Here is a 24,611-nt window from a genome sequence, read left to right as displayed (position 1 = left end):
AGCCGCTTTCCCGGGCGGGACGCCACGTACAGTTCGGTTCCATGAGCGATCCGAACGCCGCGTCCCGCCCCGTTCAAGCCGTCGTTCTGGCCGGCGGCCAGGGCTCCCGGCTGCGTCCGTACACCGACGACCGGCCCAAGCCGATGGTCGAGATCCCCGGGACGGGGACGCCGATCATCGGCCATCAGCTGTCCTGGCTCGCCGAGGAGGGCGTGACGGACGTGGTGGTCTCCTGCGGCCACCTCGCCGAGGTGCTGCAGAAGTGGCTGCAGACGGCCGAGCTGCCCGTCTCCGTGACGACGGTCGTCGAGCCGGAGCCCCTCGGGCGCGGCGGCGGCCTCAAGTACGCCGCGGCGCACCTGCCCCACCCCGACCAGCCGTGGTACGCCACGAACGGGGACATCTGGACGCGGTTCTCGCTGCGGGACATGGCCGACTTCCACACCGAGCGGGACGCCGTCGCCACACTGGCGCTCGCGCGGCCCCGGCTGCCCTGGGGAGCCGTGCAGACGGACGGGTTCGGCCGCATCACCGACTTCATCGAGGCACCGCCGTCGACCTTCGAGATCAACGCGGGTGTCTACGTCTTCTCCCCCGAGTTCGCCGAGCTGCTGCCGCACCGGGGGGACCACGAGCGGACCACGTTCCCGCACCTCGCCCGTGACCGGCGCCTGGCCGGCTTCACGATCCCCCAGGGCTCGTACTGGCGGGCCATCGACACGGCGAAGGACCTGACGGAAGCGGCCAAGGAACTGGCGGCCCTGACCCGCTGACCCGCTGACTCGGGCCCACTGCCACTGCCACCCCCACTGCCCCCGCCGGACTCCGTTCCACCCCGGCACGCCGACCGCCGCCCACGGGCTGCTGAACGCGAGAAGGCCCCGCACCCTGCGGTGCGGGGCCTTCTCGCGCGGTCCGTTCCGGGCGGGGGTCAGCCGAGGAGGCCGCCCACCAGGCCCGGGCGGCCCGTGGAGGCGCCGCCGTTGTCGCCGGAGCCGCCGGTCGAGCCGGAGCCGCCCGTGGCCGTGCCGCCGCCGGACGTGGGGCCCGACGTCGTGCTCGGCGCCTGGTTCTGCGGGGAGGACTGCTGGGGCGGGGCCTGGCCCGCGGTGCCCTGGGTCTGGCTCGGCGAGCCGCCCGTGACCGTGCCGGTGTCGCGCGTGGCGCCCGGTCGCGTCGTGGTGCCCGCGCTGGGGCTGGCCGAGCCGGTCGTGGCGCCCTGCGTGGGCGAGGCGGGTGCCGACGGGGTCCGCTTCTTCTCCTGCCGCTTGGCGCCGGGCTCACCGGGCAGCGGGGAGCCGGGCAGCTCGTTGCGCGGGGCCTCGCCCGGGCCCGGGACGACGACCCGGTCGGCGTCGCGGACGGCACCGCCGAGCAGCGAGCCGACGAGCAGCGTCAGGCCGGTGGCGACCGCGGTGACGAGGGCGCCGCGGCGCAGCACGTAGCGGCGCAGGTCCCAGATGTCGGCGCGGGGGCCGAGGCGCCGCCAGGCGCTGCCGGCCAGGCGGCCGTCGACGGAGTAGACGGGGGCGCCGGCGATGATCAGCGGCGACCAGGCGGCGAGGTAGATGATGTCGGGCGTCTCGTAGGCCGGGACGCTCTTCCAGCTGACGGTGACCAGCAGCGCGGCGGAGAGCAGGGCGCCCAGGCAGGCGGCGACGCGCTGCCAGCAGCCCAGCACCGTCAGGACGCCGACGATGACCTGCGCGAAGGCGATCACCAGGCCGGAGCCGACCGGGTGCTCCAGGGCGAACTGGCGCAGCGGCTCGGCGACTTCCCAGGGATGCAGGGTGTTGAGCCACTTGACCATGGAGCCGCGCTTGCCGCCGTCGAAGTAGACGGGGTCGCACAGCTTGCCCATGCCGGCGTAGATGGAGATGAAGCCGAGGAAGACGCGCAGCGGGAGCAGGACGACGCCGAGGTTCATCCGGCGGCCCGGGTAGTAGGCGTGCCGCGCCGGGTCGTCGCCGTGGCGCCTGCCGCGCCGGCCCGTCTCCTGGCCGCCGTCGGCGGCGTCCTCGAACTCGGCGTCCTCGTACCCGTGTTCGTAGCCGCGCTCGTCGTAGCCGGGCTCGTCGTAGCCGGGCTGGGCGTAGCCCGGTTCGTCGTAGGCGCTGCCGACGGTGCGCATGGCCGGCAGCAGCCGTGTGCCGTCGGCCTGGTCGTGGGTGCGCTGGGGGCCGACGACCGGGGTCTCGACGGTCTGGACGAGGTCGTCCTGGTAGCCGTCTCCCGGGTAGCCGGTGCCGGCGTATCCGGCGCCCTGGTACCCGGGGGTGCCGTAGCCGGGGCCGACGCGGTCGATGACCCGGGTGGCCCCGGTGTCCGCCGCCGACTCGTCGGCGTGGGGGACGCTCCCGTGCCGGACCGCCTGCAGCAGCCGGTGCGCGCCCGTGTCGTCGGGCGCGGATCTGCCGCTCCAGACGACCGGCCGGCGGCGGGCGGTGGCCCCGTCCGCCGCGCCCCCGGCGGTGGCGACGGGGACGCGGGCGATGTCCTCGGTGGCGTTCAGGTGCCGTGCGACCCGGGGGGACTGGACGCGACGCGTCGATACGCCCAACTGCACGCGGAAACTCGCGTGATTGACGATGACCTGCGCCGGGTCGCTCGGCACCTTCACCATGCTCAGCGCGGGAGCGTCGTCGAGTCCCGACGAGCGGTCCCCCGTGGGAGTGCGGGGTGTTCTGGTGTCCACACTCATCTAACCGAGTGACGTCGGGTTAGGACACTGCTTTGACCCGCCGGATCTGTCCGGACCCCGTCAAGCTTGTCCTCGTCGCCCCGATGACCCGGAAATTACCCCGTACGGGTGAGCTGGCGGACGCCTGTTCAGGCGCGGCGGCGGGCCGCCTCGTACAGCACGATGCCCGCCGCGACACCCGCGTTGAGCGACTCGGCGCCGCCCGGCATCGGGATCCGCACCCGGAAATCGCAGGTCTCCCCGACCAGGCGGGACAGCCCCTTGCCCTCGCTGCCGACGACGATGGCCACGGGCCCTTCCAGGGCCTCCAGCTCCGTCAGTTCGACCTCGCCGTCGGCGGCGAGACCGACGACCACGACACCGGCCTTCTTGTACGCCTCCAGCGCGCGCGTCAGGTTGGTGGCGCGGGCCACGGGCGTCCGGGCGGCCGTACCGGCGGACGTCTTCCAGGCACCGGCCGTCATCCCGGCGGCCCGGCGCTCGGGCACCACCACGCCGTGCCCGCCGAACGCGGAGACGGACCGCACGACGGCGCCCAGGTTGCGCGGGTCGGTCACCCCGTCGAGCGCGACGATCAGCGGGTCCGCGCCCTCGTCGGCGGCGGCGTCGAGCAGGTCCTCGGGGTGGGCGTACTCGTACGGCGGGACCTGGAGCACCAGGCCCTGGTGGTTGAGGCCGTTGGTCATCCGGTCGAGCTCGGGGCGGGGGGCCTCCATGAGGTTGATCCCGCCGCGCTCGGCGGCCAGTTGCAGGGCCTCGCGCACGCGCTCGTCGTTGTCGATGAACTGCTGCACGTACAGCGTCGAGGCGGGCACGCCCTCGCGCAGGGCCTCGTAGACCGGGTTGCGGCCGACGACCAGCTCGGAGGCCGACTTGCCGCCGCGGCCGCGGGGCGCGGGGCGGCGCGAGGTCTGGCGCGCCTTGGCGTTGGCGATGCGGTTCTTCTTGTGCCCCTTGCGCATCTCGGCGGGCGGGGTGGGGCCCTTGCCCTCCAGGCCCTTGCGCCGCTGGCCGCCACTGCCGACCTGCGCGCCCTTCTTGCCGGACATGCGGCGGTTGTTGGCTGCCATGACCTACCTGTCTCTGCTGTCGCCGTGAGGCGGTGAACTGCGTACGTCTATGAAGTGTGCCGCCCGGAGTCCCGGACGGCACAATCGATCTTCCGGCCGGGGCCGGGCTAGCGCGGGCCGAGGCTCCAGCGCGGGCCCTGCGGGCTGTCCTCGATGACCAGGCCGGACTGGCCCAGCTGGTCGCGGATGGCGTCCGCGGTCGGCCAGTCCTTGCGGGCCCGGGCGGCCTCGCGCTGGTCGAGGACCATGCGCACGAGCGTGTCCACCACGCCGTGCAGGTCCTCGCCGCGGTCGCCCTCCCCGGCCCACTGCGGATCCAGCGGGTCGAGGCCGAGCACGCCGAGCATCGCGCGGACCTCGGCGAGCCGGGCCACGGCGGCTTCCTTGTCGTCGGCGGCCAGGGCGCTGTTGCCCTGCCGGACCGTGGTGTGCACGACGGCGAGGGCCTGCGGCACGCCCAGGTCGTCGTCCATGGCCTCGGCGAAGGCGAGCGGCACCTCGCGCGCCGGCTCGACGGCGCCGGCCTTCTCCACCACGCGCTGCACGAAGCCCTCGATCCGCGCGAACGCCGACTCGGCCTCGCGCAGTGCCTCCTCGCTGTACTCGATCATCGAGCGGTAGTGCGGGGTGCCGAGGTAGTAGCGCAGCACGATGGGGCGCCAGCGCTTGACCATCTCGCTGACCAGGACCGAGTTGCCGAGCGACTTGGACATCTTCTCGCCGCTCATGGTGACCCAGGCGTTGTGCACCCAGTACTGGGCGAAGTCGTCGCCGTAGGCCTTGGCCTGCGCGATCTCGTTCTCGTGGTGCGGGAAGACCAGGTCGAGGCCGCCGCCGTGGATGTCGAAGGCGGAGCCCAGGTACTTGTGGGCCATCGCCGAGCACTCCAGGTGCCAGCCGGGGCGGCCGCGGCCCCAGGGCGTCTCCCAGTCGGGCTCGCCCGGCTTGGTCGCCTTCCACATGGCGAAGTCGCGCGGGTCGCGCTTGCCGGAGACGCCCTCGTCGGGCTGGCGCAGGTCGTCGATGTCCTGGTTGGACAGCGCCAGGTACTCGGGGAAGGAGCGGACGTCGAAGTAGACGCTGCCGTCGGCGACGTAGGCGTGCCCGCGCTCGATGAGGCCGCGCATCATCTCGACCATCTCGGTGATGTGGCCGGTGGCGCGCGGCTCGTAGGTCGGGGGCAGGCAGCCGAGGGCGCGGTAGCCGTCGTTGAACGCGCGCTCGTTTTCGTAGCCGATGGCCCACCAGGGGCGGTTCTGGTCGGCCGACTTGGCGATGATCTTGTCGTCGATGTCGGTCACGTTCCGTACGAACGTGACGTCGTAGCCGCGGTACTCGAACCAGCGGCGCATGATGTCGAAGTTCAGGCCGGAGCGGATGTGCCCGATGTGCGGGGCCGCCTGCACCGTGGCGCCACACAGGTAGATCGAGACACAACCCGGCGTGAGCGGGGTGAAGTCACGGATCTGCCGGGCGCTGGTGTCGTACAGGCGAATAGTCACGTCTCCCAGGGTAGTGGGCCGGGCGGTGTGCCTCAGGACCTTCACCTCCGGGCGCACGCATTCGTGACATTGGCAACGGGGTGCCCCCGGCCCCTCGGCATCGTCCGCCGGCCATACGGCCCGGCCCGCCCGGCCCCGCGCCCTGGCCGGCCCGACCGTCCGGCCGGCCGGGCCCGGTTCCTCCGCCTCAGCCGGAGCGCACGACCAGGGCCGTCGCCACCGCCATCAGCCCCTCGTCCCGCCCGGGGAAGCCGAGCCCGTCCGTGGTGGCGCCCGAGACCGAGACCGGCGCCCCGGCCGCCTCGGACAGCAGCTTCTGCGCCTCGTCCCGGCGCTTGCCGATCTTCGGGCGGGGGCCCACCACCTGGACGGCGATGTTGCCGATGCGGAAGCCGGCCTCGCGGACGATGCGGGCGGCCTCGGTCAGCAGCGTGACGCCGGAGGCGCCGGACCACTCGGGGCGGCCCGTGCCGAAGTGCTGCCCGAGGTCACCGAGTCCGGCCGCGGAGAACAGGGCGTTGCAGGCGGCGTGGGCGACGACGTCCGCGTCGGAGTGGCCCGCGAGCCCGGGGCCCTCGCCCTCCCACCTCAGTCCGGCGCACCACAGCTCGCGGCCCTCCTCGAAGGCGTGGATGTCGGTGCCGATGCCGACCTGCGGCAGGGGGAAGCCGTCAGAAGCCATCGTTGAGCCTCCTGCGGGCCAGGACCGCCTCGGCGAGGACCAGGTCGAGGGGGCGGGTGACCTTGAAGGCCTCCTCGTGCCCGGGCACGGCGACGACGGTGAGGCCGAGCTGCTCGACCATGCCCGCGTCGTCGGTGACCTCGCCGGTCACCGTCTCGTGCGCCCGGAGCAGGGTGTCGCGGTCGAAGCCCTGCGGGGTCTGCACCGCCCGCAGCCGTGCGCGCTCCGGCGTGGCGACGACCGGCTCGGGCTCGCCGGGCACGGCGGCGGGTTCGACCTGCTTGACGGTGTCGGCCAGGGGCAGCGCCGGCACCACGGCCGGGGCGCCGTCGCGTACGGCCTCGATCACGGCGTCGACGGTGTCCACCGGCACCAGCGGCCGGGCCGCGTCGTGCACGAGGACGATGTCGAGGCCCGGGGGAAGGGCGTCCAGGCCGAGCTTGACCGACTCCTGGCGGGTCGCGCCGCCGGGCACCACGAGGAAGTCCGTCCGCTCGGGCAGCGCGTGCGCGTCGAGCAGCGACTTGACCTCGGCGGCGCCGTCGGGCGGGGCCACGACGACGACCAGGGAGACGGCGCGGGAGGCGGCCATCGCCCGGACGGCGTGGATCAGCATGGGCGTTCCGCCCAGCGCGCGCAGCGCCTTGGGGGCGCCCGGGCCGAGCCGTACACCGCGGCCGGCGGCCGGGATCACGGCCGCCGTGCGGCCCGTGGCGGGGGCGGCGGGCGGTGCGGGTCGCGAATCGTCAGACATCGGTTCCTGTCAGGTTTGTGTGCCGGCCCGGCGTGGGTATGGCCTGGAACAGTGCCGGGCGCGACGCGCTCGACCGGACCCTTCCGTGACGCTGGCCGAGCCGGCTGCCCGGGCCCGGCACACCGCATGCCGGAGCGTGAGTGATAACACATTCCGGGCTCCCGGCGCATCGCCGTCTCCGGGGTACGAACATGCCGCAGCGCCCGGCGACAGGAAATTCGTCATCGGGCACCGCGGCATTTCGATGTGCAGCCTCGATCAGCTCGGTGCTGAGCGACGGCTTCGCCTCAGGAGGCGAGCACCTCGTCGAGCAGGGCCTCGGCCTTGTCCTCGTTGGTGTTCTCCGCGAGAGCGAGTTCGCTCACCAGGATCTGGCGGGCCTTGGCGAGCATGCGCTTCTCACCGGCGGACAGTCCACGCTCGCGCTCACGACGCCACAGGTCACGCACGACTTCCGCGACCTTGATGACATCGCCCGAGGCGAGCTTCTCCAGGTTTGCCTTGTAGCGACGGGACCAGTTCGTGGGCTCCTCGGCGTACGGCGCGCGCAGCACCTCGAAGACCCGGTCCAGCCCGTCCTGACCGACCACATCACGCACGCCGACGAACTCCGCATTGTCCGCTGGCACACGTACCGTCAGGTCACCCTGGGCGACCTTCAGCACCAAGTAGGTCTTGTCCACGCCTTTGATCTGGCGAGTTTCGATAGCCTCGATCAGCGCGGCCCCGTGATGGGGATAGACCACGGTGTCGCCAACCTTGAACGTCATGTGACAGGTACCCCTTCCGTGGCTATCCAGGGTAACACGGATACGGCGTCTACTGAATGGCGTTTTCGCAGGTCAGGGCATATCTCGGGGCTTGACAACTCAGACACGAACGTGCTTCGGACAGGGAGCGGAAGAAGGTATTCGCAGGTGGGAGCCGCTGTCCGGGGTGAGCGAAACGCGTACGTTACACGCATCCGGAGCGCCCTCCAGACGGCCGAACATCCGCATATGTCCGGTTCCGCATGATCGACTTCCGCTACTCCGTTCGGCGGCCCGCGCGGGGTTCCGGCCGATTCCCCAATTGATCACCGGGTCACCCGGCCGGCCCCGGGTGATCAATTCCCGGGCGGTTCCGCATTCCTTCACGGAAAATCCGTGCGGCCGCCCGGGGACTCTTATGTGAATGCAGGACGAGCGCCTCCCCAATGTGACTGCCGAGTCACTTGTGACGCACGAGACAGATGTGACAACCGGGTGGGATCACGGGCGCCGGGGGGTCGGGTGCGGCCTGACGGGAACGGCTCGGTAACCTAAGGCCCGCTGACAGACACTTAGGGCGGCTTTATCGGCCGCTCCGCTCGAGATCAAGGAGTTGCCGCCGCCGTGAGCAGCAGCCTTCGACGCGGCGCCCTCGCCGCTGCCGCCATCGCGTTCTCGATCGCCTCGCTCGCCGCGTGCGGAGCCGGCAACAACGCCCAGACCCTGGAGATCAAGCCGGACAACGCGGCCACGAGCGTGGGCGACATCAAGATCCAGAACGCGGTCGTGATCACGCAGCCCGACCTCGAGTCGACCGGCCCGGCCGCGATCGCCGCGACGTTCTTCAACGAGGGCAGCACCGCCCAGACGCTGGAGTCCATCACCCTGCCGGGCACCGGCAAGACCGCCGAGCTGAAGCCCGCCAAGGGCGGCAGCCTCAGCATCCCGCCGGGCGGCTCGCTGATCGTGGGCGGCAAGGACAACGCCACGGCCATCCTCCCGAGCAGCCGCGAGGCCGTGCAGGACGGCAACGCGCAGAAGATCACCTTCACCTTCAGCAAGACGGGCGAGGTCAGCCTGAGCGCCTTCGTCGTGCCCGCCGAGCACTACTTCAAGGAGTGGGGCCCCTCCGAGGTCCCGGCCGGCCCGGCCGGTTCGGCCGCCCCCTCGGACTCGCCGTCCGCGAGCGCCTCGGGCTCGCCGGCCGGCACCGAGAGCCCGGCCGCCGGCGACGAGCCGGGCGGCGAGGACGCCTCCGGCACCCCGACCGACGCGGCCTCCGCGAGCGCGAGCAGCGCCGGGAACTGAGCAGGGCGGCGCAGCCGCAGCACGCGAAGGGCGGGACCTCTCCCAGGAGAGGTCCCGCCCTTCGCGTCGGTGCCGGGGCCGGTCTACGGCTCGAACTTGTAGCCCAGGCCGCGCACGGTCACCAGGTAGCGCGGGGCGCCCGGGTCCGGCTCGATCTTGGCGCGCAGCCGCTTGACGTGGACGTCCAGGGTCTTGGTGTCACCGACGTAGTCGGCGCCCCAGACGCGGTCGATGAGCTGCATGCGGGTCAGCACCCGGCCGGCGTTGCGCAGCAGCATCTCCAGCAGGTCGAACTCCTTCAGCGGCAGGTCGATCTTGGTGCCGCCGACGGTGACCACGTGCCGGTCGACGTCCATGCGCACCGGGCCCGCCTCCAGGGCGGCCGGGGTCACCTCCTCCGGCTCGCCGCGGCGGCGCAGGACGGCCCGGATACGGGCGACCAGCTCGCGCGAGGAGAACGGCTTGGTGACGTAGTCGTCGGCTCCTATCTCCAGCCCGACCACCTTGTCGATCTCGCTGTCCTTGGCGGTCACCATGATGACGGGGACGTTGGAGCGGCCGCGCAGCTGGCGGCAGACCTCGGTGCCCGGCAGGCCGGGCAGCATCAGGTCGAGCAGGACGAGGTCGGCGCCGTTGCGCTCGAACTCGTCCAGTCCGTCGGGCCCGGTGGTCGCCACGGCGACCTCGAAGCCCTCCTTGCGGAGCATGTACGACAGGGCGTCGGAGAAGGACTCCTCGTCCTCGACGACGAGCACACGGGTCACGGAAGGACCTCCGGGGCGGGAAGCGTTTCGTACGCGGCTGATTCGGGAGATGTGGGGGTGGACCGCCCGGCCTCCTCGTAGAGGCCCGCGCTTCCTGCGCGTTCGTCCCGGGCGGGCTGATGATGTGCGCGGTCGCGGGCCGCACCGGCCTCCGGCAGCCGCAGGGTGAAGGTGGAGCCCTGGCCTTCGGCGCTCCACACCGTGACCTCCCCGCCGTGCGAGGCGGCCACGTGCTTCACGATCGCCAGCCCGAGCCCGGTGCCGCCGGTGGCACGGGAGCGGGCCGGGTCGACGCGGTAGAAGCGCTCGAAGATGCGCTCCTTGTCCTTGTCGGAGATGCCGATGCCCTGGTCGGTCACGGCGATCTCGATCTGCTCCCCGCCGGGCGCGTGCACCCTGCGGGCCGCTATGCCGACGCGGGTGCGGGCGGGCGAGTAGTTGACCGCGTTCTCGACGAGGTTGCCGAGGGCGGCGGCGAGCTGGCCGCGGTTGCCCCAGACGCGCAGGTCGGGGCCGTCGGCCGCGGACCCGTCGGACGTCCAGACGTTCGAGGCCATGGTGATCTGCTTGGTGCCCGCCTGGTGCCGGCAGCGGTCGACGGCCTCCGCGACCAGTTCCTCGACCCGGACCGGCTCGGCGTCCTCCAGCGGGTCGTCGTTCTGCACGCGGGACAGGTCGATGAGCTCCTGCACCAGGTTGGTCAGCCGGGTGGCCTCGATCTGCATGCGCCCGGCGAACCGCTGGACGGCCTCGGGGTCGTCGGAGGCGTCCATGACGGCCTCCGACAGCAGGGAGAGGGCGCCCACCGGGGTCTTCAGCTCGTGACTGACGTTGGCGACGAAGTCGCGCCGGACCGCCTCGATGCGGCGGGCCTCGGTCAGGTCCTCCACGAGCAGCAGCACCAGCCGGGAGCCGAGCGGCGCGACCCGGGCGGAGACGGCCAGGGCCTCTCCGCGGCCGGTGCCGCGCCGGGGCAGGTCCAGCTCCACCTGGCGTATCTCTCCGTCCCGCCGGGTGTCCCGCGCCATCTGCAGCATCGGCTCCACCGCGAGCCTGCCGCCGCGGACCAGACCGAGGGCGTACGCCGCCGAACTGGCCTTGACGACGGCGTCGGCCTCGTCGAGCACCACGGCGGAGGACCTGAGGACCGACAGGACCGTGTCCACGCCGGGCGGAAGCACCGCGTCCGTGTGCAGGGAGGTACGGGTGGGGCGATTCTGCTCGCGCTCACTCCAGCGGAACGCCAGCATGGCGATGACACCGGTGAGCACACCGGCGATCGCTGCCGCTGCGGCGACCGCCGCGTTCACGTCCATGCACCCAGGTTAGGCATGGGTCGGGCGCCCTCCACAGCCGTCGGGCTGCGAGCTCGAACACTCGTCGCCCAGAGTTCACCTTGGAGCCAGTACCGGTTCATTCGGGATGACGGAAACGGACGCGTACGGGACGGAACGTGGGAGCGTGGGGTTCGGATCGTCGGTCGTACGACGGTCGTACCGCCGGCCGCCCGGTGGGGCCCCGGCCCTTGGACCCCCGACACAGACGCACGAGAGGGAACCTGATGCGGGACGCGTACCACGAGGAACTGGACTCGATAAGCGACAGTCTGGTGGAGATGGCCCGGCTGGTCGGGTCGGCGATCGGGCGCGCCACGACCGCCATGCTCGACGGCGACCTGAAGCTCGCCGAAGCCGTCATCGAGGCCGACCAGCGGGTCGACGAGCTCCAGCACGAGCTCGAGGCCCGGGCCATCGCCCTGCTGGCCCGGCAGCAGCCGGTGGCGACGGACCTGCGCATCGTCGTGACGTCGCTGCGCATGTCGGCCGACCTGGAGCGCTCGGGCGACCTCGCCCAGCACGTGGCGAAGCTGGCACGCCTGCGCTACCCGGACCGCGCGGTCCCGAGCGACCTGCACGCCACGATCCTGGAGATGGGTCAGCTCGCCCAGCGCCTGATGGCGAAGGCGGCCGAGGTCATCATCACCAAGGACGTCGACCTGGCGCTGCAGCTGGAGCAGGACGACGACGCGATGGACCTGCTGCACCGCACGCTCTTCCAGCACCTGATGGACGACCGCTGGAAGCACGGCATCGAGACGGCCGTGGACGTGACGCTGCTCGGCCGGTACTACGAGCGGTTCGCCGACCACGCGGTGTCGGTGGCGAAGCGGGTGGTGTACCTGGTGACGGGTGAGCACGCGGACGAGATCCAGACCGACGTGCAGCCGGAGATCCAGGCGGTGCCGCCGGCGGAGAGCGCCTGAGGCGCTTCCGTACCGCTCCCCCGACCGGCCGGGCGGGGGGCGTGAACGGGCCGGAAGGGGATCGGCCGGGGGGCGCGGGCGCCTCCGTGCGCCGTTGATGCGCCCAGCCGGGCGGGCATCCAATGGGCACAGGCACCAGCCTCGAGGAGGGACCCATGGCCGAGACCCCCGGCACCACGCCCGACCCCACGCAGCAGCGCGAGACCGAGCAGCCCGCCGAGCTGAGGAAGCTGCCCCTGATCGCCGCGTGCGGCTGCGGCTCGGGCTGCGGCTGCGGGTGCCAGTCGGGCAGCCCCTGCCAGTGCGGCTGACGCCGGGGGGCCGGTGAGCCGCGAGGCGTGACCGCCGCTCATGACGGACCGGCGCCCGGATCCAGGCTCCCGGATCCCGGCTCCCGGCTCCCGGCTTCCGGCTTCCGGCGTGTACGACGGACCGGCCGAGGGGCCCCGGACACGCGCCGGGGCCCCTCGGCCGTGCGGGTCACCGGTGGGGCCGGACGGGCGGTACACGGGAGGGACGAGATCCCTCTGGATTCCTCCGGTGCCGTTGACGGTGGAGTGAGACCGGCCGGCGCCGCGGCTCGCAGTTCGCGGTTCGCGGGGCCCTGGCGAGGGCGGGGGACGCCCGGCCACGCTCAGGCTGGGGCAGGAGACGCCCGGCTCAGCCGGTGCCGACCTCCGGCTGGGGGCGCAGCCCGGGTGCGGGCTCGACGACCGTCGTCGTGTCCTCCCTCGGCAGACGGCGCATCAGCACGCCGTACCCCACCCCGGCCACCGTGCCGACCAGGGCGCACAGCGCCCACAGCCACTCCGGCCCGAAGCGGTCGATGACGTAGCCCGACATCAGCGGGGCGACGAGCGCCGCCACGGACCAGGACATCGTGTACATGCCCTGGTAGCGCCCGCGGCCGTGCGCCGGGGAGAGCCGTACGACGAGGCCGGTCTGGGTCGGCGCGTTGATGATCTCGGCGAGCGTCCACACGCACACCGTCAGCGCGATGACGCCGACCGACCCCGCGAAGGCCGTGAGCCCGAAGCCGTACCCGGCGAGGATCGACGAGACCACGAGCAGCCGGCGCGGGTCCCGGTGCTCGATGAGCCGGGTGACCGGGATCTGCAGCACGACGATGAGCAGGCCGTTGACCGCGATGGCCGTGCCGTACTCGGCCGGGGTGAAGCCCGCCTGGCCCATCGCCACCGGCAGCCCGACCGATCCCTGCTGGAAGACCAGCGCGACCAGGAACGACAGCCCGACGACGCTCATGAAGCGCCCGTCGCGCAGCACGGTCCCGAGGCTGACGGAGGAGTCGGGACCGGCCGAGGCCGTCTTCGCCGTCTCCTCCGGCCGGGACTCGGGCAGCCGCAGGAAGACCAGGATCGCGCAGGCCATCGTCATGCCCGCCTCGATCAGGAAGCCGGCCAGGTAACTGACCTCCGCGATGAACCCGGCGGCCATCGAGGAGACCGCGAAACCGAGGTTGACCGCCCAGTAGTTGAGGGAGAAGGCGCGGATGCGGTCCTCGGGCCGGACGATGTCGGCCATCATCGCCTGCACGGCCGGGCGGGACGCGTTGCTCGCCATGCCGACCAGGAGCGCCACGCCCGCGATCGCCGCCGGGTCGCGCACGAACCCCAGCAGGGCGACCGACAGGGCGGTCGACGCCTGGGCGATCAGCAGGGTGGGCCGCCGGCCCAGCCGGTCGGTCATCACACCGGCGCCCAGCGAGGAGACGACCCCGCCGAGCCCGTGCAGGGCGACGACCAGACCGGCGTACGTCGCCGAGTAGCCGCGGTCGAGGGTCAGGTACAGCGCCATGAAGGTGGCGACGAACGCGCCGAGCCGGTTGACGAGCGTGGCCGTCCACAGCCACCAGAAGGCGCGGGGCAGTCCCGAGACCGTCTCCCGTACGGCACGTCGGGCACGCAAGGCGAACGGCATGGACTCCCCCGGTGTAAGTGGCGCGCGTGGTGTCGGCACGTTACAAGCGGCCGATCTCCCGCGGCCACTGAATTAGCAGATCCCGTCAAGCGTCCGCCTGCCGGGCAGCCCGGCGAACGGGGGAAACCGTGGATTACGCTCTGAGGCATGGCCGACGCACCGTACAAGCTGATCCTCCTCCGCCACGGCGAGAGCGAGTGGAACGCGAAGAACCTGTTCACCGGCTGGGTGGACGTGAACCTGAACGAGAAGGGCGAGAAGGAGGCGGTCCGCGGCGGTGAGCTGCTCAAGGACGCCGGCCTGCTGCCCGACGTGGTCCACACGTCCCTCCAGAAGCGCGCGATCCGCACGGCCCAGCTGGCCCTGGAGGCCGCGGACCGCCACTGGATCCCGGTCCACCGCTCGTGGCGCCTGAACGAGCGGCACTACGGCGCCCTGCAGGGCAAGGACAAGGCGCAGACCCTCGCCGAGTTCGGCGAGGAGCAGTTCATGCTGTGGCGCCGCTCGTACGACACCCCGCCGCCGCCCCTGGACATCGACGCCGAGTACTCCCAGTTCGCCGACCCGCGCTACGCGACGCTGCCGCCGGAGCTGCGCCCGCGCACGGAGTGCCTGAAGGACGTCGTCGTCCGGATGCTGCCGTACTGGTTCGACGCGATCGTGCCCGACCTCCTGACCGGCCGCACGGTCCTGGTCGCCGCCCACGGCAACTCGCTGCGGGCCCTGGTCAAGCACCTGGACGGCATCTCCGACGCGGACATCGCGGGCCTGAACATCCCGACGGGCATCCCGCTGTCCTACGAACTCGACGCGGACTTCAAGCCGCTCAACCCGGGCGGCACATACCTGGACCCGGAGGCGGCCGCGGCAGCCATCGAGGCGGTCAAGAACCAGGGCAAGAAGAAGTAAGCAGGGCCGGAAAGCCCTCTGCCTGCGGTTTGTCCGCCGGTAGGGGGCTTTGCGTGTCATCGGGGTCGCGCCCGCGCGGGGATGGCGACGGTGTCACGGGCCGGTTGCTGCCGGGATTCCGAGTTCCGTGCGGGCGCTGGAGATGGCGGCGAGACGTGCGTCGGAGAGGCGGAGGTGCACGGGCTCGTCGGTGGGGTGCCTGACCGCCTCGGTGATGCACTCGGTCAAGGTGTAGACGGCGTCGGCCACGGGCTGCGAGCAGAGCAGGCGCACCTCCACGTGGAGCAGCCAGGCGCGGCTGGTCAGTTCCGCCGCCTGCTCGGCTGTGACCTCTTCACCCGCGTGACGCCGCTCCGCGACCCTCTCGAGGTCTCTGACAAGTGCGAAGAAGCGCAGCAGGAGCTCCTTGCGTTCGTCCCGGAGGCGCAGATCCGATGCTCGCCGCTCCTGCTCGGCTGAGGATCGTACGCGCCACCGTTCGCCCAGAAGTGTCCCGCCGATGCCCATACCGGCACCCAGCAGTCCGCTCGCCGCGGTGATGACGTTCACCCAGATGTCCACGCTCCTCACTGTGGTGCATGGCCGAGAGCCGTTTCCGGTTGACCGTCGAAGGAGCGGGTGTTCGGCGGCCCTTCAACCGCACGCGTCGCAGATCCCCGTGGCGGGCAGCTGCATGAAGCAGGTGCCACAAACACGGGTGGGCTTCTCCGTGCGTTGGCGGCGCCGGTCCAGTGCTGCCTGGTATCGGGGCGCGAGGGCCGGTACTCCGCCTCCCGGCGGCAGAGTGGCACCGAAGTGGCGGTAGCAGTCCAGGCGGGCGCGGGCGGCGTGCCGTTCGCGTTCCACCACGTCGCTCGGAGGCGGCTCTCCGGCGACCTCCAGGACTTCTCGGTAGCCGTCACCCACCATGCCGTCGTCACTGCGGACGACGAGCGCGGTCAGTGGCGGGTCTCCGCGGCGATGCGCCTCCCGGACCACCCTGCCGAGGACCGAGCCGATCCAGTTGTGGAGCAGGGCTTTGGTGTGGATGCCCGTTCTCTGCTGGATCTCCGTGCCGAGTTCCTTGTAGGTGATGACGGCGTGATAGCTGCGCGCCGTGCTCTCGAGAACGGCGTACGCCTCCCGCGCCCAGGCCTCACGGGCCTCTTGTGCCGTGGGCTCGGCACCGCCCGGGTGTTCGCTCGATGCCACCTGGCACGCCTCCCTCGATCATGCGGTGTCCGCAGTCGCCAGGCCATACTCCCCAACTCGCCCTCGGCGCACCAGCCGTCACCACGTCGACGTCGGTCGGCCTCCGGCTCTGCCGCGTCCGGTCCAGTCGGGCAGCCCCGGCGGTCCCGCCCCGATATTCGGTGGCGGGAGCGTCGGCAGGGGGTTCACCATGCCGGGATGGACTCGGGTGAGCAGGGGCGTGAGGGGGTGGCGGAGCGGTGGACTCGGGCGACCGTCTACCCCGACATGTGGGTCGATCCGGACGACGATCCGCGGGAGAGCGGTGAGCAACCGGTCGACGAGCGGGGAATCCTGCTCGACTACCTGCGGGGCTACCGCCTGACCCTGGAGATGAAGTGCGCGGGGCTCGACGCCGAGCAGATGGCCCGGCGTTCCGCGCCGCCGTCCACCATGTCCCTGCTCGGGCTGGTGCGGCATCTCACCGACGGGGAAAGGCACTTCCGGCGCGTCCTGGCGGGTGAGGACGCGCCCCCGCTGTACCGCACCGACCAGGACCGCGACGCCGACTTCGACGGGGCCACGCCCGACCAGGGGACCGTCGACGCCGCGTGGGAGCAGTGGCGTACGGAGGTGGCCCGCACCGACCGCTGTCTCGCCGGTGTCACCGACCTCTCCGCCTGCAACGCCGGCCACTCCGACCTCGGCCCCGAACCCGGGGGCCGGCACCAGCTGCGTGATCTCCTGGTGGCTCAGATCGCCGAGTACGCCCGCCACTGCGGCCACGCCGACCTCCTGCGCGAACGCATCGACGGCCGGGTCGGGCAGTAGAAACACCCTGTCGGGCAGGAGAAGCACCCTTACGTGTGGCGTGGAAGGGGCATTACCCGCGGCGTCATCGACCACTCGCCCCCAGCCGGTGCACGCTGTCCGCATGACGAGCAGCACCGCCACCACCGCGACCGCAGATGCCACCCGTGCCGTCGTGCAGCGCTTCCTCGCGCTGCGGCTGAGCGGGGACACCGCGGGGCTGAGCGCCCTGTTCGCCGAGGAGGTGGACTGGGTGCTCGCCGAGAACCCCGCCGTGCCCTGGATCCGGCCCCGGTCGACAGCGGCCGAATGTGCCGCGCAGGACGAGGATCTGGCCCGGTACACCGTGCCCGAGGACGCCCGGGTGTCCGTCGACGTGATCGTCGTGGAGGGGGCCGACGCCGTGCTGATAGGGCATCTGGCCGGGACCGTGCGGGCGACGGGGAAGTCGTTCTCGGGGCCGTTCGCCCTGCGGCTCACCGTGGAGGACGGGCGGATCACCCGGCACCACCTCTACGAGAACAGCGTCTCGATCGCCGCGGCCTGCACGCCGTAGGTCCCGGGCCCTCCGGCGGGTCACGGGTGCATGCGCGCTCCCTTGAGGACCTTGTCGACCGCGTTCTTCGGACCGTGGACCGCCAGTCCGACGAGGTCGAGTTCCGCCGTGGGGACCGCCCGGACGGCCGCGCGGTTGTCCCGGTCGTTGCCCGTGGCGAAGAGGTCGGAGGTGAAGACCGCGCGGGGCAGGGCGCGGGTCAGGGCCCGGGCGTGGGCGGCGGTCAGGGTCTCCTCGGCCGCCTCGAAGACCAGGACGGGCTGGCGGAACATGGGCAGGTAGGGCACGCCGTCCGCGTCCTCGTACGGTTCGCCGATCACTTCCGGCAGATGCGTGCCCAGCCCGCTGACCAGGAAGGACGTGACGTTCAGCCGCTGCCAGGGCTCCAGGTCGTCGCGCAGCAGCACGGCGATCTTCGTGTCGAAGCGGATCGGCCCCGGGGCGGGCGCGGTGAGCGGCTCGGGGGCGGGCGCGGTGACCGGCTCGGGGGCGGGCGCGGTGGGTGCGGCGGGTGCCGGGATCGGTGCGGTGTCCATGGTCCGAGCGTGCCCGGCGGGTCCGGCCGCGGTCTTGTACGTTCTTTGCATGGCCTCCGAGTCCTCCAGGATCGTCTCCGCCTGGCGGCCACCCGTCACCGGTGTCGTCGAGGTCTTCCACGCCCGCTTCACCGAGTACGCGTATCCGATGCACGTCCATGACGCGTGGACGCTGCTGATCGTCGACACCGGTGCCGTGCGTTACGACCTCGACCGGCACGAGCACGGCACCCCGCACGACACGGTGTCGCTGCTGCCGCCGCACGTGCCGCACAACGGCTCCCCCGTCACCCCGGAGGGCTTCCGCAAGCGGGTGCTGTACCTGGACGGGACGTACCTGGGCGACGAGTTGATCGGCGCGGCCGTCGACCGGCCCGATGTGCGCGACCCGCTGCTGCGGCGGCGCGTGGGACAGGTGCACGGTGCGCTGCTGCGGCCCGGTGAGGAACTGGAGGCCGAGAGCAGGCTGTTGTTCGTCGGGGAGCGGCTGCGGGAGCACCTGCGGGGCGAGGCCGCGGGGCCGCGCCCGGCCGACCCCGCTCTCGCCCGCCGGCTGCGGGAACTGCTGGACGAGCGGGTCGTCGAGGGCATCGGGCTGCGCGAAGCCGCCGGGCTGGTCGGCGCCCATCCCGCCCATCTCGTACGGGCGTTCAGCGCCGCGTACGGCATCGCACCGCACCAGTACCTGACGTCGCTGCGGGTGGGACGCGCGCGGCGGCTGCTGCTGGAGGGGCGTTCACCGGGCGAGGTGGCGGTGGCGGCCGGGTTCTACGACCAGTCGCACCTCACCCGGCACTTCCGCAGGCTGGTGGGCGTACCGCCCGGTCGTTACCGCCGGAGTTCCTAGGCGGTGTCCGCGACCTAGCGCTGCGGGCGCTGGGTCAGGTGCGCGAAGGCGTCCAGGTTGCGCGTGGACTCGCCCCGGGACACCCGCCATGCGTACTCCTTGCGGATCGCCGAGGCGAAGCCCAGCTCCAGCAGGGTGTTGAAGCTGCCGTCGGAGGCCTCCAGCACCTGGCCGAGCAGGCGGTCGATCTCGTCGGGGGTGACGGCGGCCAGGGAGAGCCGGCCGGTGACGTAGACGTCGCCGTGCTGGTCGACGGCGTAACTCACGCCGTACAGCTTGAGGTTGCGTTCCAGGAGCCAGCGGTGGACGCCCTGCTCGTTCTCGTCGGGGTGGCGGATGACGAAGGCGTTCAGCGACAGGGAGTGGCGGCCGACGATCAGGGAGACCGTCGTCTTGAGCTTCCGGCTGCCGGGGAGCTGGGCGACGTAGGTACCGGGCTCGGGGCTCTCCCACTCCAGTTCGGCGTCCTTGAACACTGCCTCGATGACCTGTGCCGCCCGCTGTTGCGCATCGGATTCACCCATGCAGCGAGCGTACGCGACGGCGATGGGACTGCATCGCGGCCGTGTAGACGTCGGCCGTTGCGGCGGCCGCGGTGTCCCAGCCGAACGACTGGGCGTGCCGGGCCGCCTGGTCGCCGAGCCGGGACGCCAGGTGCGGGTCGTCGGCGAAGGCGCGCAGCACGCGCGCGTAGTCGGCCGGGTTGTGGCCCTGCACGAGGAAGCCGGTGTGGCCGTCGCGCACGGCGACCGGCAGGCCGCCGACCGCGGCCGCGAGCACGGGGGTGCCCGCCGCCTGGGCCTCTATGGCGACCAGGCCGAACGACTCGCTGTAGGAGGGCATGACCAGCACGGACGCGGCCCGGAACCAGTCCGCGAGCTGCTCCTGGCCGACCGGCGGCCGGAACCGTACGACGTCCGCGACGCCGAGGCGCGCGGCCAGCTTCTGCAGGCCCTCGGGCTTGGCGAGGCCGCTGCCGCTGGGGCCGCCGACGATCGGCACGAGGATGCGCGAGCGCAGATCGGGGCGCTCGTCGAGGAGGACGGCCACGGCCCGCAGCAGCACGTCGGGGGCCTTGAGGGGCTGGATGCGGCCCGCGAAGAGCGGGATCAGGGCGTCCTGGGGCAGGCCCAGCCGCGCCCGGGCGGCGGCGCGGCCGTCGGCGGGGGCGAAGCGGCCGAGGTTCACCCCGGGGTGGACGACGGCGACCTTGGCGGGGTCGGCGTCGTAGTGCCGGACGAGTTCGCCGGCCTCCTCGTCGGTGTTGGCGATGAGGCGGTCGGCGGCCGCGACGATCTGGGTCTCGCCGATGACGCGGGCGGCGGGCTCGGGGCTGTCGCCGTCGGCCAGGTTGGCGTTCTTGACCTTGGCCATGGTGTGCATGGCGTGCACGAGCGGGACGCCCCAGCGCTGGGCGGCGAGCCAGCCGACGTGGCCGGAGAGCCAGTAATGGGAGTGGACCAGGTCGTAGTGGCCCGGCCGGTGGCCGGCCCAGGCCTGCATCACGCCGTGCGTGAAGGCGCACAGCTGGGCGGGCAGGTCCTCCTTGTTGAGGCCCTCGTAGGGGCCCGCGTCGATGTGCCGGACCAGGACGCCGGGGGCCAGCTCGACGGCGGGCGGAAGGGCGGCGGCGGTGGCGCGCGTGAAGATCTCGACGTCGATGCCCAGTGCGGCCAGGCGCTGGGCGAGCTCGACGATGTAGACGTTCATGCCGCCGGCGTCGCCGGTGCCGGGCTGGTGGAGCGGGGAGGTGTGCACGGAGAGCATGGCGACCCGGCGGGGCCTGCGGTGCAGCCGCAGGCGCACGGGCGCGGACGCGGAGCGCCGTCCGAGCCTGCCGATGTACTGGCTCACGTGGCGATCCTCCTTGGCTGCGGGCGTACCGGCCGGAGGGTGCGCTCTGCCCTCCAAGCCGGTGCAACACCGGAGCGTGTGCTTCCCATTCCTGCCGAGCCGCTTTTTGCCGATCCATTACCGACATCGCTCAACCGTTCGATCCGCTGCTGCGTCACCGACGACGGGGCGGGGCGCACAGGACCGCCGGGGCGCCGGGGCCGCGCCCTCGACGACCGGGCCGACGGGGGCCGGGCCGCCAGGGGGCGGGCCGACGGGGGCCGGGCCGGGCCGGCCGGGGGCCGCATACCCTCGTAGCCATGACTGCCCGTACGGGCGCCCGCCCCGTGGGAACGGTGACGCGCGGGACGACCAACCCCAACCGGCTGCGCCGCATGGACCGCTGGATCGCGGCCGTGCACGGCGCGGAGCTGCGGCGTGCCGCCGACCCGGTGGCCGTCGACCTCGGGTACGGGGCCGCCCCCTGGACGGCCGTCGAACTGCTGCACCGGCTGCGCGCGGCCGCGCCGCGCACCCGGGTCGTGGGCGTGGAGATCGAGCCGGCCCGGGTCGCCGCGGCCCTGCCCTACGAGCGTCCGGGGCTGGTCTTCCGGCACGGCGGGTTCGAGATCCCCCTGCCGCAGCGGCCCCTGCTCGTCCGCGCGGCGAACGTGCTGCGCCAGTACGAGGAGGCCGAGGTGGCGGGCGTGTGGGAGCGGCTGTGCGGGCGGCTCGCCCCCGCCGACCCGGCGACGGGTTCGCGCGGCGGACTGCTGGTGGAGGGGACCTGCGACGAGATCGGACGCCGGCACGTGTGGGTCGCGCTCGGCCCCGAGGGCCCGCGCACGGTCACCTTCGCCACCCGGCTCGGCTCGCTGGAACGCCCCTCCGACCTCGCGGAACGCCTGCCGAAGGCGCTCATCCACCGCAACGTCCCGGGCGAGCCGGTGCACGCCTTCCTGCGCGACTTCGACCGCGCCTGGGCCGCCGCCGCGCCCTACGCCTCCTACGGGGCCCGCCAGCGCTGGATCCTCACGGTCCGGGACCTCGCGGCCGACTGGCCCGTGGCGGACGGCCCGGCGCGCTGGCGGCAGGGCGAAGTGACCCTGGCGTGGCAGGCGTTGGCCCCGCGCACCTGATCCGGCCAGGCGGACCACGGCTCAGCACCGCCTCACCGGCGGCGAAAACACGGCAGAGCGGGGTCACACCGGAAGCGGACACACCGCAGAGCGGGGCCGCACCGGAGGCGGACACGCCGCCGAACGACGCCGGAAAGACGGTGGAACGAACTCGGTGAGTCGTTCGTCACACAGGCCGGGGGATCGTCGCTCCGGGGCATACCGGCGCGTGGACGGCGGGAAGTACTGCCTCTGTCGTTTCGCGCCAGGACATGGCAGCATCCCAGGCGGACCCGTTGTTACTGACGGTTAATCAGTTTGGGGGCTGGAGTATGGGTACGGGCAGGCGTGGCCTGATCGCGACGGCCGTGGCCGTGGTCTGCGCGGTCACCGTGCTGGCGGCACCGGGCACGGCGTTCGCCGCACCGGAACCCCCCGCGCCCACCGCGAGCGCGGTCCCCGCTCCCCCGCCCGGCCAGGACCTCGAAGCCGTGCGCGAGAAGCTCGACCGGCTCTACCGCGCCGCCGCACGCGCCACCGACGAGTACAACGCCGCCGAGGAGAAGGCCGACAAGCAGTCCGCGGCGGTCGTCGAACTGGCCGGGAAGATCGTCGAGGGCAAGGAGAGGCTCCGGGAGCTCGAGGCCCGTGCCGGAGCGGCGGCCGCCGCCCAGTACCGCGGCGGCGGACTGCCGCCCGAGGCGCACCTCGTGCTCAGCGACGACCCGCAGGACTTCCTCGACGGTGCCGGCCGGGTCCGCCAGGGCCACCACGCCACCAAGGGGCTGCTCGGCGAACTGGCGCGCACCCAGCAGGACCTGGAGCAGTACGCGAAGGACGCCTCCGCCCAGTGGAAGAAGCTGGAGGCGGGCCGCAAGGCGAAGGCCGCGGCGCAGAAGCGGATCGAGAAGCAGATCGCCCAGGCGGAGAAGCTCGAGTCCGCGCTGCAGAAGGAGGAGCAGGAGCGCCTCGCGGAATTGGAGAAGGAGGCCGCGAAGAAGGCGCAGACCGCCTGGCTGGACTCCGGCGTCCTGTCCAGGACGAGCGCCGAGGGCTCCGCGCAGGGCAGGAAGGCCGTCGCCTACGCCACGGCCCAGATCGGCAAGCCGTACCGGTGGGGCGCCGAGGGCCCGAAGGCCTACGACTGTTCGGGGCTGACGTCCCAGGCCTGGATCTCCGCGGGCCGCGGCATCCCGCGCACCTCGCAGGAGCAGTGGAAGCGGCTGCGGCACGTCGACATCGAGGACATGCGCCCCGGCGACCTCATCATCTACTTCGGTGACGCGAGCCACGTCGGGATGTACATAGGCGACGGGTCGATCGTGCACGCCCCGCGGCCCGGGCGGGACATCACCGTCGCGGGGGCCGGGACCATGCCGATCCTCGGCGTGGTCCGCCCGGACGCGGGCTGACACCGCCCGGGCAGGGGCCGGACCGGTCCTCGCGCACCGGATAGCGGACACCGGCACACCGCCCGTGACCTGGCCCACGTGACCCACCGCACGCCGAACACCCCACCCCGACAAGCGCCGACGTGACGTTCGTCATTGCCGCAGCATCCCCGGGCTGTCCAACTGCGGTACATATCGCGGCATATGACACTGGCCGATCACCCGGCGGCCCGGCTCGCACCATTCCTATGCGGCGCCGACACCCGCTATGGTCCCCGTCGGTGGGTCGAGGTCCCTCGCCCCACCATGCCCTCGGGGGGAGGGAAGGAACCCAAGACGATGCCCGTACCCATACCGCGGCAGAGAGCGATCCCGGCCGCGGAGAGTGGTCAGGCGCAGGCCGCGTCCCCGCGCGGCGGATCCGCCGAGGCGTCCGTCACGGACGCCCCGGGCGCGGCCCGCACGCCGGACACCGCCGGGAACACCACGAAAAAGGTGGAGCACACCGCCCACACCAACCTGACGCTGCTGCTGATCGAGGACGATCCGGCCGGTTCGCCGATCGTGCCCGACATGCTCGACGAGACCGGCAAGCCGATCCGCGTCCGCACGGCCCGCAACCTCACCGAGGCCGCGCGGCTGCTGACCGACGACGTCCACTGCATCCTGCTGGACCTCGCGCTGCCCGCGCCCGGCCGCAGCGACTCCGACGACGAGCTCGCCGTGCTCAAGCACGTGCTGGAGCTCGCGCCCCGGCACGCCGTGCTGGCGCTGACCGCCTCCGGCGACGCCGAGCGCGGCGCGGAGGCGGTACGGGTGGGCGCCCAGGACTACCTCTTCCGCGACGAGCTGGACAGCAGGCTGCTCAGCCGGGCGATCCGCTACGCCGTGGAGCGCAAGCGTTCGGAGTCGGCGGAGCGCCGGCTCGCCGAGGGCCGGCTGCGGGCCCAGGAGAACCGCCGGCTGGAGCGCGGCCTGCTGCCGACGCCCCTGCTGGAGGGCTCCTCACTGCGCTTCGCCGCCCGCTACCGCCCGGGCCGCTCCCGCGCGCTGCTCGGCGGCGACTTCTACGACGTCGTCCGCACCCCCGACGGCACCGTGCACGCCATGATCGGCGACGTCTGCGGCCACGGCCCGGACGAGGCCGCCCTCGGGGTCGAGCTGCGGATCGCCTGGCGCGCGCTGACACTGGCGGGCCTGTGCGGCGACCAGCTGCTGGGCACGCTCCAGGAGGTGCTGGAGCACGAGCGGGCCGACGACGAGATCTTCGCGACCCTGTGCACGGTGGACATCGCCCCCGACGGCCGCCGCGCCGGACTGTGCCTGGCGGGCCACCCCTCCCCGCTGCTCGCCGGCCCCGGCCGGCCGGCCCGGCTGCTGCCGTACGACAACAACGGCCCGGCCCTCGGGCTGCTGCCGAAGGCCCGCTGGCCGCGCATGCAGGTGGAGCTGGGTGCCGAGTGGAGCCTGATGCTCTACACGGACGGCCTGATCGAGGGCCGCATCGGCGAGGGCCGCGAGCGGCTCGGCCAGGAGGGCATGACGGAGATGGTCCGCCGCCAGTTCGCCGAGGGACTGCGGGGCGAGCGGCTGCTCCAGGCGGCCGTGAACGAGGTCCGCGAACTCAACGGCGGCGAACTCACGGACGACGTGGCGGTGCTCCTGCTGGACCGGGTGCCGTAGGGCGTACGGCCGGGCGCTCGCCACGGG

General features: G+C 72.7%; 25 protein-coding genes. 11 read left to right on the top strand and 14 right to left on the bottom strand.

Translation table 11 applies throughout. The features are described from left to right. Positions 1–41 precede the first annotated feature (41 nt). The gene (locus ACFYWG_RS27825) at positions 42–773 is read left to right on the top strand and encodes an NDP-sugar synthase (RefSeq protein ID WP_376330712.1); all 732 of its coding nucleotides are present in this window, start codon (positions 42–44) and stop codon (positions 771–773) included. 158 nt (positions 774–931) lie between these two features. On the opposite strand, the gene ACFYWG_RS27820 is transcribed toward ACFYWG_RS27825, so the two are convergent. From ACFYWG_RS27820 to ACFYWG_RS27795, 6 genes are all read right to left on the bottom strand, one after another. After that, on the bottom strand, positions 932–2,701 hold the full coding sequence (locus ACFYWG_RS27820; RefSeq protein ID WP_383510282.1) for a DoxX family membrane protein: 1,770 nt from the start codon (positions 2,699–2,701) through the stop codon (positions 932–934). A gap of 128 nt (positions 2,702–2,829) precedes the next feature. Beyond that, entirely contained in the window at positions 2,830–3,771 is a 942-nt protein-coding gene (rlmB, locus tag ACFYWG_RS27815; RefSeq protein WP_376330709.1) for a 23S rRNA (guanosine(2251)-2'-O)-methyltransferase RlmB, read from the bottom strand. A 107-nt stretch (positions 3,772–3,878) separates the two neighbouring features. Then, complete coding sequence (cysS, locus tag ACFYWG_RS27810; protein ID WP_376330707.1) at positions 3,879–5,273, bottom strand: cysteine--tRNA ligase; 1,395 nt, start codon at positions 5,271–5,273, stop codon at positions 3,879–3,881. Between the two features lie 187 nt (positions 5,274–5,460). Further along, complete coding sequence (gene ispF / locus ACFYWG_RS27805) at positions 5,461–5,955, bottom strand: 2-C-methyl-D-erythritol 2,4-cyclodiphosphate synthase (protein WP_389204034.1); 495 nt, start codon at positions 5,953–5,955, stop codon at positions 5,461–5,463. After that, positions 5,945–6,709 carry a 2-C-methyl-D-erythritol 4-phosphate cytidylyltransferase gene (ispD, locus tag ACFYWG_RS27800; RefSeq protein WP_383510287.1) on the bottom strand — a complete coding sequence of 255 codons (765 nt, stop codon included), beginning with the start codon at positions 6,707–6,709 and terminating at the stop codon, positions 5,945–5,947. The genes ispF and ispD overlap by 11 nt, the downstream gene beginning before the upstream one ends. Positions 6,710–6,996: 287 nt before the next feature. Then, entirely contained in the window at positions 6,997–7,479 is a 483-nt protein-coding gene (locus tag ACFYWG_RS27795; protein ID WP_003953493.1) for a CarD family transcriptional regulator, read from the bottom strand. Between the two features lie 603 nt (positions 7,480–8,082). Here ACFYWG_RS27795 and ACFYWG_RS27790 point away from each other — a divergent pair. Next, positions 8,083–8,766, top strand: a complete 684-nt coding sequence (locus ACFYWG_RS27790; RefSeq protein WP_376330702.1) for a DUF461 domain-containing protein — start codon at positions 8,083–8,085, stop codon at positions 8,764–8,766. 83 nt (positions 8,767–8,849) lie between these two features. On the opposite strand, the gene ACFYWG_RS27785 is transcribed toward ACFYWG_RS27790, so the two are convergent. Together ACFYWG_RS27785 and ACFYWG_RS27780 are read right to left on the bottom strand one after the other, a co-directional pair. After that, positions 8,850–9,530, bottom strand: coding sequence for a response regulator transcription factor (locus ACFYWG_RS27785; RefSeq protein WP_030243122.1), 681 nt, complete (start codon positions 9,528–9,530; stop codon positions 8,850–8,852). Continuing rightward, a complete protein-coding gene (locus ACFYWG_RS27780; RefSeq protein ID WP_376330701.1) occupies positions 9,527–10,846 on the bottom strand; it encodes a sensor histidine kinase in 1,320 nt (439 codons plus the stop codon). Before ACFYWG_RS27780 ends, ACFYWG_RS27785 begins: the two co-directional genes overlap by 4 nt. 245 nt (positions 10,847–11,091) lie before the next feature. On the opposite strand from ACFYWG_RS27780, the gene phoU reads away from it, so the two are divergent. Both phoU and ACFYWG_RS27770 read left to right on the top strand, forming a co-directional pair. After that, positions 11,092–11,793: a phosphate signaling complex protein PhoU gene (gene phoU, locus ACFYWG_RS27775; RefSeq protein ID WP_376330699.1), complete on the top strand. Its 702-nt coding sequence runs from the start codon at positions 11,092–11,094 to the stop codon at positions 11,791–11,793. A gap of 155 nt (positions 11,794–11,948) precedes the next feature. Beyond that, on the top strand, positions 11,949–12,104 hold the full coding sequence (locus tag ACFYWG_RS27770; RefSeq protein WP_333935246.1) for a hypothetical protein: 156 nt from the start codon (positions 11,949–11,951) through the stop codon (positions 12,102–12,104). A gap of 349 nt (positions 12,105–12,453) precedes the next feature. Here the strand turns inward: ACFYWG_RS27770 and ACFYWG_RS27765 are convergent, their stop codons facing one another. After that, positions 12,454–13,731: an MDR family MFS transporter gene (locus ACFYWG_RS27765; RefSeq protein ID WP_389204033.1), complete on the bottom strand. Its 1,278-nt coding sequence runs from the start codon at positions 13,729–13,731 to the stop codon at positions 12,454–12,456. Between the two features lie 147 nt (positions 13,732–13,878). On the opposite strand from ACFYWG_RS27765, the gene ACFYWG_RS27760 reads away from it, so the two are divergent. Then, on the top strand, positions 13,879–14,640 hold the full coding sequence (locus tag ACFYWG_RS27760) for a phosphoglyceromutase (protein ID WP_383501514.1): 762 nt from the start codon (positions 13,879–13,881) through the stop codon (positions 14,638–14,640). A gap of 93 nt (positions 14,641–14,733) precedes the next feature. Here the strand turns inward: ACFYWG_RS27760 and ACFYWG_RS27755 are convergent, their stop codons facing one another. Then, positions 14,734–15,201 (bottom strand): hypothetical protein, encoded by a 468-nt coding sequence (locus tag ACFYWG_RS27755; protein ID WP_389204032.1) that lies wholly within the window; start codon positions 15,199–15,201, stop codon positions 14,734–14,736. Positions 15,202–15,273: 72 nt separating this feature from the next. Continuing rightward, the gene (locus ACFYWG_RS27750) at positions 15,274–15,831 is read right to left on the bottom strand and encodes a hypothetical protein (RefSeq protein WP_389204030.1); all 558 of its coding nucleotides are present in this window, start codon (positions 15,829–15,831) and stop codon (positions 15,274–15,276) included. A 198-nt stretch (positions 15,832–16,029) separates the two neighbouring features. Between ACFYWG_RS27750 and ACFYWG_RS27745 the strand changes: the two genes are divergently transcribed. Both ACFYWG_RS27745 and ACFYWG_RS27740 read left to right on the top strand, forming a co-directional pair. Then, entirely contained in the window at positions 16,030–16,641 is a 612-nt protein-coding gene (locus tag ACFYWG_RS27745) for a DinB family protein (protein ID WP_383501499.1), read from the top strand. Between the two features lie 103 nt (positions 16,642–16,744). Then, complete coding sequence (locus ACFYWG_RS27740) at positions 16,745–17,176, top strand: nuclear transport factor 2 family protein (protein WP_376330688.1); 432 nt, start codon at positions 16,745–16,747, stop codon at positions 17,174–17,176. A gap of 20 nt (positions 17,177–17,196) precedes the next feature. On the opposite strand, the gene ACFYWG_RS27735 is transcribed toward ACFYWG_RS27740, so the two are convergent. Continuing rightward, positions 17,197–17,712 (bottom strand): DUF2000 family protein, encoded by a 516-nt coding sequence (locus ACFYWG_RS27735; protein ID WP_389204029.1) that lies wholly within the window; start codon positions 17,710–17,712, stop codon positions 17,197–17,199. Positions 17,713–17,761: 49 nt separating this feature from the next. Between ACFYWG_RS27735 and ACFYWG_RS27730 the strand changes: the two genes are divergently transcribed. Next, positions 17,762–18,559, top strand: coding sequence for a helix-turn-helix domain-containing protein (locus ACFYWG_RS27730; protein WP_389204028.1), 798 nt, complete (start codon positions 17,762–17,764; stop codon positions 18,557–18,559). Positions 18,560–18,573: 14 nt separating this feature from the next. On the opposite strand, the gene ACFYWG_RS27725 is transcribed toward ACFYWG_RS27730, so the two are convergent. Both ACFYWG_RS27725 and mshA read right to left on the bottom strand, forming a co-directional pair. Continuing rightward, positions 18,574–19,083, bottom strand: coding sequence for a YbjN domain-containing protein (locus ACFYWG_RS27725; RefSeq protein WP_383501490.1), 510 nt, complete (start codon positions 19,081–19,083; stop codon positions 18,574–18,576). Continuing rightward, positions 19,076–20,413 (bottom strand): D-inositol-3-phosphate glycosyltransferase, encoded by a 1,338-nt coding sequence (mshA, locus tag ACFYWG_RS27720; protein ID WP_376330681.1) that lies wholly within the window; start codon positions 20,411–20,413, stop codon positions 19,076–19,078. Before mshA ends, ACFYWG_RS27725 begins: the two co-directional genes overlap by 8 nt. A 299-nt stretch (positions 20,414–20,712) precedes the next feature. On the opposite strand from mshA, the gene ACFYWG_RS27715 reads away from it, so the two are divergent. The 3 genes from ACFYWG_RS27715 to ACFYWG_RS27705 all read left to right on the top strand — a co-directional run bounded on the left by ACFYWG_RS27715 (position 20,713) and on the right by ACFYWG_RS27705 (position 24,584). After that, positions 20,713–21,531, top strand: a complete 819-nt coding sequence (locus ACFYWG_RS27715) for a class I SAM-dependent methyltransferase (protein ID WP_389204027.1) — start codon at positions 20,713–20,715, stop codon at positions 21,529–21,531. A 311-nt stretch (positions 21,532–21,842) separates the two neighbouring features. Further along, positions 21,843–22,922, top strand: coding sequence for an NlpC/P60 family protein (locus ACFYWG_RS27710; protein WP_389204026.1), 1,080 nt, complete (start codon positions 21,843–21,845; stop codon positions 22,920–22,922). Between the two features lie 318 nt (positions 22,923–23,240). Beyond that, positions 23,241–24,584 (top strand): PP2C family protein-serine/threonine phosphatase, encoded by a 1,344-nt coding sequence (locus ACFYWG_RS27705; RefSeq protein ID WP_383501482.1) that lies wholly within the window; start codon positions 23,241–23,243, stop codon positions 24,582–24,584. Positions 24,585–24,611 lie beyond the last annotated feature (27 nt).

The sequence above is a fragment of the Streptomyces sp. NPDC003456 genome, from assembly GCF_042878735.1.
Taxonomy (GTDB): domain Bacteria; phylum Actinomycetota; class Actinomycetes; order Streptomycetales; family Streptomycetaceae; genus Streptomyces.
Note: the sequence above shows the minus strand (reverse complement) of the source record. Positions and strands in the feature narration are given on the sequence as shown.

Coding starts and splice junctions, on each gene's coding strand:
- rlmB (WP_376330709.1), bottom strand. CDS start 3,771: ATGGCAGCCAACAACCGCCGCATGTCCGGCAAGAAGGGCGCGCAGGTC.
- ACFYWG_RS27715 (WP_389204027.1), top strand. CDS start 20,713: ATGACTGCCCGTACGGGCGCCCGCCCCGTGGGAACGGTGACGCGCGGG.
- ACFYWG_RS27740 (WP_376330688.1), top strand. CDS start 16,745: ATGACGAGCAGCACCGCCACCACCGCGACCGCAGATGCCACCCGTGCC.
- ispD (WP_383510287.1), bottom strand. CDS start 6,709: ATGTCTGACGATTCGCGACCCGCACCGCCCGCCGCCCCCGCCACGGGC.
- ACFYWG_RS27765 (WP_389204033.1), bottom strand. CDS start 13,731: ATGCCGTTCGCCTTGCGTGCCCGACGTGCCGTACGGGAGACGGTCTCG.
- ACFYWG_RS27730 (WP_389204028.1), top strand. CDS start 17,762: ATGGCCTCCGAGTCCTCCAGGATCGTCTCCGCCTGGCGGCCACCCGTC.
- phoU (WP_376330699.1), top strand. CDS start 11,092: ATGCGGGACGCGTACCACGAGGAACTGGACTCGATAAGCGACAGTCTG.
- ACFYWG_RS27760 (WP_383501514.1), top strand. CDS start 13,879: ATGGCCGACGCACCGTACAAGCTGATCCTCCTCCGCCACGGCGAGAGC.
- ACFYWG_RS27725 (WP_383501490.1), bottom strand. CDS start 19,083: ATGGGTGAATCCGATGCGCAACAGCGGGCGGCACAGGTCATCGAGGCA.
- ACFYWG_RS27795 (WP_003953493.1), bottom strand. CDS start 7,479: ATGACGTTCAAGGTTGGCGACACCGTGGTCTATCCCCATCACGGGGCC.
- ACFYWG_RS27820 (WP_383510282.1), bottom strand. CDS start 2,701: ATGAGTGTGGACACCAGAACACCCCGCACTCCCACGGGGGACCGCTCG.
- ACFYWG_RS27735 (WP_389204029.1), bottom strand. CDS start 17,712: ATGGACACCGCACCGATCCCGGCACCCGCCGCACCCACCGCGCCCGCC.
- ispF (WP_389204034.1), bottom strand. CDS start 5,955: ATGGCTTCTGACGGCTTCCCCCTGCCGCAGGTCGGCATCGGCACCGAC.
- ACFYWG_RS27770 (WP_333935246.1), top strand. CDS start 11,949: ATGGCCGAGACCCCCGGCACCACGCCCGACCCCACGCAGCAGCGCGAG.
- ACFYWG_RS27745 (WP_383501499.1), top strand. CDS start 16,030: ATGGACTCGGGTGAGCAGGGGCGTGAGGGGGTGGCGGAGCGGTGGACT.
- ACFYWG_RS27710 (WP_389204026.1), top strand. CDS start 21,843: ATGGGTACGGGCAGGCGTGGCCTGATCGCGACGGCCGTGGCCGTGGTC.
- ACFYWG_RS27705 (WP_383501482.1), top strand. CDS start 23,241: ATGCCCGTACCCATACCGCGGCAGAGAGCGATCCCGGCCGCGGAGAGT.
- ACFYWG_RS27780 (WP_376330701.1), bottom strand. CDS start 10,846: ATGGACGTGAACGCGGCGGTCGCCGCAGCGGCAGCGATCGCCGGTGTG.
- ACFYWG_RS27825 (WP_376330712.1), top strand. CDS start 42: ATGAGCGATCCGAACGCCGCGTCCCGCCCCGTTCAAGCCGTCGTTCTG.